Origin of the sequence: Roseovarius pacificus (assembly GCF_900142665.1) — a bacterium.
Lineage (GTDB): Bacteria > Pseudomonadota > Alphaproteobacteria > Rhodobacterales > Rhodobacteraceae > Roseovarius > Roseovarius pacificus.
Genome location: NZ_FRBR01000007.1, coordinates 184,175 through 195,589 on the forward strand (window position 1 = coordinate 184,175; position 11,415 = coordinate 195,589).

General features: G+C 57.6%; 8 protein-coding genes and 1 pseudogene. 4 read left to right on the forward strand and 5 right to left on the reverse strand.

What is annotated here, in order from left to right; genetic code table 11:
* Window positions 1–65: 65 nt before the first annotated feature.
* Window positions 66–772, forward strand: a pseudogene (locus tag BUB53_RS13480) (IS6 family transposase); the annotation flags it as partial.
* Between the two features lie 112 nt (window positions 773–884).
* Here the strand turns inward: BUB53_RS13480 and BUB53_RS13485 are convergent.
* The 5 genes from BUB53_RS13485 to BUB53_RS13505 form a co-directional block, all read right to left on the reverse strand.
* Window positions 885–3,302 (reverse strand): GcvT family protein, encoded by a 2,418-nt coding sequence (locus BUB53_RS13485; RefSeq protein ID WP_073035286.1) that lies wholly within the window; start codon window positions 3,300–3,302, stop codon window positions 885–887.
* Window positions 3,303–3,889: 587 nt separating this feature from the next.
* Window positions 3,890–5,209 carry a TRAP transporter large permease gene (locus BUB53_RS13490; RefSeq protein WP_073035287.1) on the reverse strand — a complete coding sequence of 440 codons (1,320 nt, stop codon included), beginning with the start codon at window positions 5,207–5,209 and terminating at the stop codon, window positions 3,890–3,892.
* Window positions 5,210–5,212: 3 nt separating this feature from the next.
* Window positions 5,213–5,719 carry a TRAP transporter small permease gene (locus BUB53_RS13495; RefSeq protein WP_073035288.1) on the reverse strand — a complete coding sequence of 169 codons (507 nt, stop codon included), beginning with the start codon at window positions 5,717–5,719 and terminating at the stop codon, window positions 5,213–5,215.
* 69 nt (window positions 5,720–5,788) lie between these two features.
* Window positions 5,789–6,775, reverse strand: a complete 987-nt coding sequence (gene dctP / locus BUB53_RS13500) for a TRAP transporter substrate-binding protein DctP (protein ID WP_073035289.1) — start codon at window positions 6,773–6,775, stop codon at window positions 5,789–5,791.
* Between the two features lie 70 nt (window positions 6,776–6,845).
* A complete protein-coding gene (locus tag BUB53_RS13505) occupies window positions 6,846–7,970 on the reverse strand; it encodes a mandelate racemase/muconate lactonizing enzyme family protein (RefSeq protein ID WP_200797803.1) in 1,125 nt (374 codons plus the stop codon).
* A 104-nt stretch (window positions 7,971–8,074) separates the two neighbouring features.
* On the opposite strand from BUB53_RS13505, the gene BUB53_RS13510 reads away from it, so the two are divergent.
* From BUB53_RS13510 to BUB53_RS23200, 3 genes are all read left to right on the forward strand, one after another.
* Entirely contained in the window at window positions 8,075–9,028 is a 954-nt protein-coding gene (locus BUB53_RS13510; protein WP_073035290.1) for a LysR family transcriptional regulator, read from the forward strand.
* Between the two features lie 340 nt (window positions 9,029–9,368).
* Window positions 9,369–10,577, forward strand: a complete 1,209-nt coding sequence (locus BUB53_RS13515; RefSeq protein ID WP_073035291.1) for an MFS transporter — start codon at window positions 9,369–9,371, stop codon at window positions 10,575–10,577.
* Between the two features lie 321 nt (window positions 10,578–10,898).
* On the forward strand, window positions 10,899–11,258 hold the full coding sequence (locus BUB53_RS23200) for a transposase (protein ID WP_229709544.1): 360 nt from the start codon (window positions 10,899–10,901) through the stop codon (window positions 11,256–11,258).
* The last annotated feature ends 157 nt before the right edge of the window (window positions 11,259–11,415 follow it).

Below are 11,415 nucleotides of genomic sequence, written 5' to 3' on the forward strand. Positions count from 1 at the left end.
TGATGCAGGAGGTTGGAAGGCATTGCCAACTTGCTTGCCCGTCGGCTTTTGCATAGGCGGCCGGTATGAAGATACCTTGCACGATGCCTCGCCTCAAAGACTACCGTTTTCCTCGCGGGATCGTCGCCTATGCGCTCTGAGCGTATCATCGTTTCGCGCTCAGCACGGCGGATATCTAGGATCTGCTTGCCAAAGGCGGCGTGATGGTCAGCCGGGAAACCGTCCGGAACTGGGTGAACCGGTTTGGCCGTCATTTCGCTGATTGCATCAAGCGCGACAGACCGGGCACCAGTGACAAATGGCATCTGGATGAAGTCGTTGTTCCCATCAATGGCGAGAAGTTCCGGCTCTGGCGGGCAGTCGACGCGAATGGGACCGTGCTCGACGTTCTCGTGCAAAAGCAACGTAATGCGAAGGCCGCCAGCCGGTTCCTGAAGCGGCTGATCGACCGACCGAATTGGCGCCGCGGGTCGTGATCACCGACAGGCTGCGCAGTTACATCAGGCCGAGTCGCAATCTTGCCGCAAATGCTGATCGTCGGGCACACAAGGGCTTGAACAACCGGATCGAAGGATCTCATCGGCCGACCCGAAAGCGAGAGAAGCTCATGGGGCGCTTCGAGTCACCTGGACAAGCGCGGAGATTTCTGGCCGCACATGACCAGATCAACACGACCATCCGTCCCTGCCGCTATCGTCTCATCGCCAAATCCTATCGCCACGCCAGGGCCGATGCTTTCGACCTGTCGCACAGTCACGCACGCGCTCGAAATGACAGCCTGACGGGTTTGGGTCAGGCCGCATTCGGGGCAAATAAGTTGGCAATGCCAGATCGGAAGCTTTGCCTGGATCCAAGAAATCGCGACTCGTATATTTCCCTCTCTGTCAGGCCCTTAAACGCCGACCTTCAGGGTCAAACGCCGCGTTGTGCAGGATGCGGGCCCGGTGGGGCTTGCCGAGGATCATCACTTCGACCTCGTCTCCGGCTTTTGCCACCTTAGGATTGGTATACCCTAGCGCCAGGGATTTTCCGACTGAGTAACCGTAGGCACCCGAGGTTACGCGCCCGACCGATTGGCCATGGGGCGTAAAGATCGGCTCACCTCCACTGGCATCGGCATCGTTAATCGCGTCAATTTCAAGGATCGATAAAGTTTCGCGCGGCGCTTTGTCCTTGATCTCCAGATACGCCTCTTTATGCAGAAAATCCTTATCCAGTTTGATCAGCCCGGCAAGACCCGTTTCCTGTGGCCAGTACTCCTGTGAATACTCGCGTCCCCACGAGCCGTAACCTTTTTCGATCCGCAGACTGCCGAGGGCGCGCCCACCTACCGGACCGCCGCCAGAATTCCGCGCTGCACTCAGCAGGGCCGAGTAAAGGCGCAACTGATCTTTTTCGGCGCAATGCAATTCCCAACCAAGATCACCGGTGAAGGAGACGCGAATTGCCAGACAGGAGACACCGGCCACCTCAATGTTCCTGGAACACATGAAGGGGAATCCCTCGTTGCTGAGAACCGCGTTGGTGAGCCGCTGCAACATCTCCCGCGACTTTGGCCCGGCGACATTGAAGCTGACGATGCGGTCGGTAGCTATCTCGAAGGTCGTTCCCTCAGGCAGTGGGACCATGTTGAAGAAACGCTGATGATAGCGTTCGGCCATGCCGGATCCGATCATCATATATTCGTCTGTCGCGACTTTGGTGATCGTGAAGTCCCCGGCCACGCCGCCGCGCACGGAAATCATCGGCGTCAAACATGAGCGCCCGATTTCGGAGGGCACCCGGTTGGCGACGAGCCGATCAAGCCAGTCCTGTGCACCAGACCCCCTGATCACGTAATTGGCAAAGTGCGAGATATCGATCACCCCGACCGACTGACGCAACATCTGTACCTCTTGACCCACCGTGCCCCACCAGTTCTGCCTTGTGAAACTGTTGGTTTCCTTGACGCCGGGTGTCTCGGCGAACCAAAGCGGATGCTCCCAGCCGCAGTTCAATCCGAAAACGGCACCTAAGTCGCTTTGCATTTGGTAGGCAGGACGCACCCGCGCCGGGCGTCCTGCGGATCGTTCTTCGTTGGGGAAATGAATGGCGAAGCGATTGGCGTATTGATCCTCTACCCGCGCTTTGGTGAACTTTTTGTCCGCCCAGTCGCCAAAACGGGCAAGATCCCACGCAAACATGTCATATTGCGGTTCTCCGTCGATGATCCATTGCGCGGAGAGCAGGCCCAGCCCACCGGATTGAGAAAAACCAGGGATAATACCACCACAGAGGAAGTAGTTCTGCAACTCGGGGACGGGGCCCCAAAGTGCGTTGGCATCCGGCGACCAGATCATAGGACCATTGATTACGCGTTTGACACCTGCGGTTTCGGCACATGGGACGCGCGCAATCGCGCGGATCACGTTTTCCATGATCCTGTCAAGGTCATCGGGGAAAAGCTCATGAGAGAAATCCAGTGGCGTTCCCTCTTCTGCCCAGAACCGCATGTTGCGTTCATAGGCACCAATCAGGAAACCATTGCCCTCCTGGCGGAAGTAGTATTCGCCGTCCCGATCTGCGATCGACGGTAAACGGCGACCAAGATTTGCGACTTCCGGAATGGTTTCCGTGACGAAATACTGATGCTCGGTCGGTTGCAGCGGTAGAGTCAGCCCGGCCAGGGCCGCTACCTCACGCCCCCACAGGCCAGCGGCATTAATCACCCATTGCGTGTGAATGTCCCCTTTTTCGGTGCGTACAATCCAGCTGCCGTCGGGTTGTTGATCGGTGCCAGTCACCGGGCAAAATCGTTCTATCTGGGCGCCAAGGGCGCGCGCGCCAGCAGCGTAGGCCATTGTCACACCCGAAGGATCGACATTGCCTCCATCGGGTTCGAACATGATACAGCGTACATCGTCGAATTGTGCCAGCGGATGCAGTTCGCGTGCCTCTTCACGGCTGACTTCGAAAAAGTTCAGATCATAGTATTTGGCCTTGGCCTCTTGCAAGCGTAGCTGATGTTCGCGCGCCTCGGTCTGCGCAAGATAAAGTGAACCCGGCTGGAACACGCCGCAGCCTTGGCCGGTCTCCTGTTCGAGTTGCTTGTAGAGGTTCATCGTATAATGCTGAATGCGGGTGATATTGTTGTTGTCGTGCAGCCCGTGGATATTCGCGGCGGCATGCCAACTCGACCCGCTGGTCAGTTCATCGCGTTCCAGCAGGATCACATCCTGCCAGCCCAGCTTCGCGAGGTGATACAGAATGGAACATCCGACCAGACCACCACCGATTACAACTGCTTGAGTATGAGTCTTCATCTTTTCCTTCGTTTTCCGTCTTGGGTTTCGGTCAGAAGCGACGCCTGCGGCGTCGTCTCAGGATGCAACTGGGAATGGTTGGGGCGTTTAGATTAGTTCCAATAGCCCCAAGGCTTTGACTGCTGGCTTCGACACGCTTTATCATCGTCTTGAGCGACGAGGGTCGCGGCGTTGGATAGGAAGAAATACGGGCTTTCGGCGGTCTGTCTCAGGTATGGTGCACCAAGTCCGCGGAATTGATGGGCGACCAGGTGAAGCTTGACGCATTTCTCTGAAAAAGATGGTATTTTTCTGTATCAGCCTATGACAACAAATCTGCCGTATTTCTTCATACGTCGCCAATCCAGGGGCTCGGGCCGGATGTGAAAAAGTGGTCGGTAACGATCTGCTTGAGGCCGTCCCTGAATGTAGGTTTCCGATCACAAGTTCAACCGGCTGGTTCATTACGTAATCTGCCGCCTGCCGCAACCGGGGCCGCTGGAACAGGTTCTTATGTAGCGACATCGTTTTCCCTGGAGTCAGAAGCAAGTGGGTTCTCCAACAATGGCAAAGTCGACGTAATGGGTTCGCCAAATGCATCGCATCCTTCAATACGCCCCGATGAGTTTCGGCAGGAAGAGCGACAACTCCGGTACGAAGGTCACGATCAGCATGACCGGCAAGGCCACGTAAAACATGAGTTTCAGCGCTGGCGAGATCGCTTGGTGGATTGAAGCTTTGCCCACCTTGCATGCCAAGTAAAGTATCGGGGCCATCGGCGGGCTATTCGCGCCGATGACGACCGAGCAGGCCACGATGGAGGCAAAGTGCACCGGGTCCACGCCAACCGATGTCACCAGCGGCAGGAAGAGTGGCGCGATCACGACGGTAACAGACACGTCATCCATGATCATGCCCACAAAAATCAGGAACACGTTCACCAACAAGAGAATGGCGATCTTATTCTCGGTCAGCGCGGTGACGGCACGAGTCAGGTCCTGTGGGATGCTTTCGGCAACCAGGATTCGGCCGATCATCATAGAGAACAGCAGGATCAGGATGATCGTCCCCGTTGTTTCACCCGCCTTGAGCACGCTGGCACGGAGTTTCGCCCATGTCAGGGTCCGGTAAACGAAGAACCCCACCAGTACGGTCATGATAACCGCGATGGAGGCCGCCTCGGTCGGTGTGGCGTAGCCGCCGTAGATTCCCCCGAGAATGATTACAGGCATCATCAGGGCAGGTATCGCCTTGAACGCCGAAAGCCAGAAGCTATCCTGTGGCAGCTCCGATACGGCGGCATGTTCCTTTACGGTCGCGCGTTCGGCCTCTGCCTTCTTCAGGAACTCTTTGCTGACAATGCTGTTGAAGATGATCAACCCCAACATCAGGAGCAGCCCCGGCACGATCGTTGCGGCGAAAAGGGCCGTGATCGACAGGCGGGTGACGACGCCGAACAGGATGAGGGTGATCGAGGGTGGAATAAGGATTCCGAGCAGTGCCGAAATTCCCAGCAGAGCGCTGGTATAGTGGCGCGGGTAGCCCTTTTCAGCCAGCGGCGTCACCATGATCGTGCCGATTGAGGCGACGGCTGCAGTGGCCGTGCCCGAGATCGCGCCGAAAACACCGGAGGACATCACCAACGCGGCGCCAAGGCCGGATTTGCGCCCCCTGACTGATGCTTCCATGAAGGTGATCAGCCGACTGGCTACGCCGCCGGATTGCATGAGGTATCCAGCCAGGACGAACAGGGGCAAGGCCAGCAGGATCACCGAGTTCAGGCCCCGGAACCCTTGGAGCAGAAGTGTAATCGTGTTGGTGTCATACACCCATACCAGAAAGGCGAGTACGCTGGCGAAAGACCATGCGACCGGAACGCCGAAAACCATCAGGACGATCAGGATCGTAATTGCGACGAGTGCTTCCATGTTTCAGCCCTCACTGTCACGAAGTGCGATGACCTGAGATGCTGCGCGGACGATGTCGCGCAGTGCGTAGGCCACGAAGAATACGGTCGCGGCGATCATCGGTCCCTGCTGGACGAGTAAGGGAATACTGAGGGCAGGGGTGGTCTGCGGCCTCATCAACCCCCATTGGAGCATGTCCTTGGCCAGAAACAGCAGGAAAATCGCGGGCAGAAGCACGAGCACCGATCGGGCAAGATCGTATTTTGCTCGCATGGACTTCGAGATGATCGATTTTTCCACGAAATCAACGGTGAGGTGATCGTTGTTGCGCGACGACAAGATTGCACCAAACATATAGAGCCAGAGCGCTGCTATCGTCGCAAGTTCAAGAACTCCGATCATGGATGAGCCGAAGAAATATCGAGACATGATGAGGAAGAAGACAAGCAGTGACATTGCCACGCTTGAGAGAAAGATCATCACATTGACGAACGCGATGAACGCATCGTCTATCCGTTTGAGGGTTTTCATTTCGGCTCCGTAGTGACATGGGGCACGGCGGCCCGCGCTGATGGCGGACCGCCGAGGCAACAAGCTGGCTTACTTTGCGTGGGCGCGAATCTGCTCCATGATCTCCGAACCCACGCTTTCTTCGATAAGCGGCCAAACCTGGGTACGGACGGCTTCTTTCAACGCCGCCGATTCCTCTTCGGTGAGCTCGATATATTCCATTCCGTCAGCGACCGCGCGTTCGATGTTGCGCTGGTCTTCAGCCCTGGCCGATGCGAACTGCTCTTCCATCATCGTCTCTGCCGTTTCCACGATCAGGGCCTGGTGCTCCTCGGAAAGTTCCTCGAAATTGTTGAGGTTCGCCAAGATACTGCCGGTGCCAAACTTGTGCTTGGTGTGAACGAAATAATCGAGCAGGTCGCCGAAGTACTCATAGTCCCAGTAGATGACGTTGCCGGAGTCGCCGTCCACGAGGCCGGTCTGGATCGAGGTGTAGGTTTCACCCCATTCGATGACCTCTGTTTGATAACCCATGGCCTGAAGAGATTCCGGGTTGGGGAAATACGGTGCGGTGCGCACCTTGATGTCGCTCGCGCCGTCGATTGTGGTTGCGTATTTACCGCGCGTGGCGACACCGGCAAACCCCTCAGGCCAGGCACCGAGATATTTCAGGCCAATCCCTGCAAACACATCGTTGATGATGGAGTTGGCCCAGCCGTCGGGGCGCAGAGCCTCGGTGGCTTCTTCCCAGCTCGAGACCATGAACGGGGTCGTGACTACGCCGATACGCTTGTCATATGTGGTGGAGGGCCAGGCCAGCATAAGGTCGACCTCACCGGCGACGAACAGATCGAACACTTCGAGCTGCGTGCCCAGTTCGTCCTGATAAAAGACCTGTACTTCGATCTCGCCGTCCGAACCTTCTTCGATGGCCTTGGCCCAGTTGGCGATGGCAATGCCTGACGGAGAGTCGGAAAAGCCCGAGTCGGTGGTCACTTTCAGTTCAATATCGGCCGCGAAGGCCGTCGCTGAGGAAACTGCGAGCGCGGCGATGGATGTCAGGATGGTGCGTTTCATTATGTTCTCCCTGTTGATCGAGGTTGGTTTGAGTTCATTCGGTTTGTGTCCGAACGTTCGTGCCTGGTTTTCATGTCACTCGGGCACTGGCCTTCCGGATGACGGATTCGTCGAGGGTGAACCCCAAGCCGGGCGCGTCGGACAGGCTCATCCAGCCATTAACGGGTTTCAGTTCGGGGTCGCGCACGATGTTTTCTTTTGCGAGTTGCAGCATGATCTGGTTCCCGTCGTCGAGATTAGGGATACAGCGCGCGATGTGATGTTCCGCGCAGGTCGTGATCCCGGTGGTGAAGGAGCTGTGGATGCATATCTTGAGGCCTGCCGCCTCGGCCACTGCGGCGGCCTTGAGCATCGGCTGGATACCCCCGATCTCGCGGGGCCCGATGCAAATCATGTCGGCTGCCCGCTGTCGGCAGATTTCGTAGACATCATAAAGGGTGAAAGCCGCCTGGTCGGCAAGGATGGGAATGCCGACGGAATGCCTGACATGCGACATCGCCTCGATGGACCAAGACGGCGTTGGCTGTTCGATCAGGTCGATATCGAAGGGTTCCAGCTTTCGGCACATCCGAATTGCTGTGTAGGGATCCCAGGCTTCGTTCGCGTCGAGACGGAGGCGTGCCGAGCCGATCTCTGCCCGCACGGCGCGCACGATTTCCAGGTCTTGTTCCTCGGTACGGCCGACCTTGAGGTAGAAGACCCGCTCACCGGCGGCGACGCCGCGCGCCGCGTCGCGAGCGAGTTCATTCGGTGTATCGCCCTGGAGAAAGTAGAAATACCCGACGGTTTCACGTTGCGCGCCCCCGAGAAGGTGATGTACCGGGCGATTGGTGATCTTGCCCTGCAGGTCGAACATCGCAAAATCGAAGCCGGCCATCATCTGGTTTGCATTGCGCATGTAGTTCGCACCAAGAGCGAGGTAGTCGTCCCGCAGTACGCGCGCCTTGATTGGCACCATCTCGAACGGGTCAGCTCCGATGAAATGACGCTTCAGCACATCGAGGATTCGTGCGGTCGCTTGCTGATCCGGTGCAACGGTGCATTCGCCATAGCCCTTGAGACCATCGATCGTTGTCACCTCGATCAGGTTTACGGCAAAGGTTTCGCGGACACCCTGAGACCAGTGGTATGGCTGTTTCAGCGGCAGAATGATCGGCGTAACGGTAATGTCGGTAATTGGGGTCGTGAAAGACACAGGCCGGAGCCCCTCTACTATCTCGTTAGATTTGCTCCCACTACCTTTTTATCTTATTTAAGCTTAATCAAATAAAGATTCATTATGAGAAAGAAGGCTTTGTGATGCGCCGTCTCGATCTGCCTCCTAAATTGGTCCAAAGCTTCCTCGCAGTATTGCGCATGCAGAGCTATACAAAGGCCGCCCAGGCCCTGAACCTCACCCAGCCGGCAGTGACGCAGCATGTTGCTCGCCTTGAGGACATACTCGGCGTTTCCCTGATTGAACGCAGGCGCGGCGTTGTTCTCCCTACAGAACATGCACAGGTGTTGCTTCCCGACCTCGAGCGTTTCGAGCGTTCGGTCGGGCTGATCTTTGAAAAGGCGCGCGCGGTGGCGCAGAGTGGGCAGCACACCATCCAGATTGCGACGACAACATCCATGGTCGCCACAATCCTCGCACCAGCTATCAATTCCCTGAAAGAAACCGGTACGGATGTCTTTCCGATCTTCAAGGAGGTCGACGATTACCGTGTCTACGACATGGTGCGCGCCGGTGAGGTGGATTTCGCCCTCACTTCCATGACGGGAAGCGACGCCGAACTGGCGTGCATCTTCCTTTTCCAGGATCGGTCATGTCTTGTCTTTCCGGAGGGCCATGCGCTGAGCGGCGAAGGTGCCGTGCCGGTGGAGGATATCGTGCCGTATCCTCTTATTCGTCCCCCGAGGGGAACAGCGGCAAACCATATGATCGAACTCATCGAGAAAGCGTATTCCGTAGACTTCACGTTCGCGGCAGAAGCGTCCAGAATCATGACCATGGAGGTTCTTGTGCGAGCCCGGCTGGGATTGCTGATCCTGCCCGCCCTGTCAGCCGAGGTGATCGCTGGTGCGGGGCTGGCATTTCGCCCAATCGCGACGAGTATTGGCGCGCGCCACTCTCAATTGGTACACCCCATAAGAAAGCGGCAGACGGCATTGGACGCGCTGATCTCGAGAAAAGTGGTTGAAACCGTGGATGCGCTGGTCCGCCGTCGGCCTGGGCTGGTGTCACGAAACGCAACTCCGATGCCTTGGTAGCTTTCCGATTGGTTCTCTATGTATGTGATCGCCTCCATATCGGATGTGCGCATCTTCTTCTTCCACAGCTCCATCATTGAGCTGAGGCAAATTCGGGCGGGATGCGAGGTCGGGTATCGGTTGTGATTGAACTCAGCTATGGGAAACGCGGTCTGCTGGAAGCGCAGTTGTGCGGGCACAAGGCGGCGCAGTCGTTGTTGGACAAGTCCCGAATCGTGCTGAACGCGGATGAAAGCCGGCAACGGCATAGACGGTCCGGCCACAGCAGATGACCGGCACACCTTGCTGTCACTGACATAATCTGACACATCAAACGTGTTGTTCACTTCCCGAGACCGATATGACGACCGTTCCCCTTTCCTCGACCCGTCCGAGAACCCATATGGCCGTGCTGCTCTTGCTGGGTCTGTCGCATTTCCTGAACGATCTCATGCAGTCACTTATCCCGGCGGCCTATCCGATTCTGAAGGATGCCTATGCGCTGGACTTCGTGCAGGTGGGTATGATCACCATGACCTTCCAGATCGCCGGATCGCTGTTGCAGCCGGTGATCGGCATGGTAACGGACCGCTATCCGGCCCCGTACTCGCCGGTCGTCGGGATGATGTTCACGTTGTCGGGCCTGGTCAGCCTGGCCTTTGCGCATAGCTACGCAATTATCCTGGTTTCGGTGGCGTTGATCGGTATCGGATCGTCGATCTTCCACCCTGAGGCCACGCGAATGGCGCGCTATGCGGCCGGGGGCCGGCAGGGGCTGGCGCAGGGAATCTTTCAGGTCGGCGGGCAGGCGGGGGGTGCGCTCGGCCCGGTCTTTGCCGCGCTTATAATCGTTCCTTGGGGCCAGCCGAGCCTTGCCTGGTTCGCGGTGGCCGCCCTTTGTGCCATGATGCTGCTCAGCTGGATCGGCAGCCGCCAGCGTCAGATCAGCGTCGAGTTCGTGGCGGCCAGGACGGGTGCTCGGAAAGACGGAGGCGGTCATGTCCAGCATGCCCCACTCACCATTGGCATTGGCCTTGTCGTCCTGACCTTGTTGATGTTTTCCAAGAATGCCTACAGCGAGAGCTTCCGCTCGTTTTACATCTTCTACCTGATGGATCGCTTCGGGTTATCGATCCCTTCGGCGCAGATGATGCTGTTCGTCTTCCTGCTCGCCTCGGCGGCGGGGGCGCTGATCGGTGGGATCGTCGGCGACCGTATCGGGCGGTATCGCGTGATCTGGATATCGGTTCTGGGGCCGCTGCCCTTAACCCTGGTTCTGCCCTATGCCGACCTTTTCTGGACGGGCGTCCTGACGGTCGCGATCAACCTGATCATGGCCAGCGCCTTCGCCTCCATCCTGATCTATGCGATGGAACTTTTGCCTGATCGCATCGGCCTGATCGGTGGGTTGTTCTACGGCTTGAACTTCGGCCTGGGCGGGATCGCGGCGGCGATCCTCGGCGGTCTTGCCGACAGCCACGGTGTGGAAACGGTCTACCGGCTCTGCGCCTTCCTGCCGTTGGCCGGGCTGCTTGCGTGGTTCCTGCCAAGGCTTGACGAGGGTGGGTGAAAGGCCCCGTCTCGGGCGCGAAGAGTAGTCCGGATTATCGGTTTCGAGGGGTTCGTTGCGTTAGCCATTGAGATGTCAAAGACATCGTTGTCCCAAGCTGAGGTGTGAGCGATGTCCCGGCGCAATCCGTTCAAGCGGCATCGGTTTCCGCGCAAGGTGAACCTTCTGCCGCTACCGGCTTTCCTGCCGGGATGTACGGGATATGCTTGCTGAGCGGGGCATCACTGTTGATGCCTCGACGGTTCACCGCTGGGTGCGAAAGTTTGGTCCCCAAATCCGGAAACGTGCCCAAACCCGGCATTACTTCTGGTGAGGGCAGCAATGGCATTTCTGCGCCAAGCGCGAGATACCGCCCGGTGTTATCAGCCGCTCGCGATCATCACCGATAAGGCGCACAGCTATGTAAAGGTGATCGGCGAGATCAACGGCCGCCTCGGGCCTGAAAACGCTATCCGCCACATTGACCGCAAGTATTTGAACAATCGGATCAAGAGTGATCATGCCGCGCTGAGGCAACGATTGCGTCCCATGCGCGGGTTCCAGACCCAGGCCGGAGCCAAGGCTGCGCTCGCCGGTATCGAAACCTTCCGCAGCATTGGAAAAGGCCAATTCGAGAATTGCGAGACCGGGGTGAGTAACGAGATCGCCTTCATCGCCAAACTGTTCCCGGTGGCTGCGTAATAGGCGAGCAATGCCGACGATAAGCACAGTCCCCTGATGTTAATGCAATGGACCCGTTTCAAGTCAGGCCGCATGCCCCGCAAAGGCATGGCGGCGGGTTTCGTCCGGCGTTTCGCGGTATTTCTGGACGAACCACTTTTTCATCAGCGTGACGTTC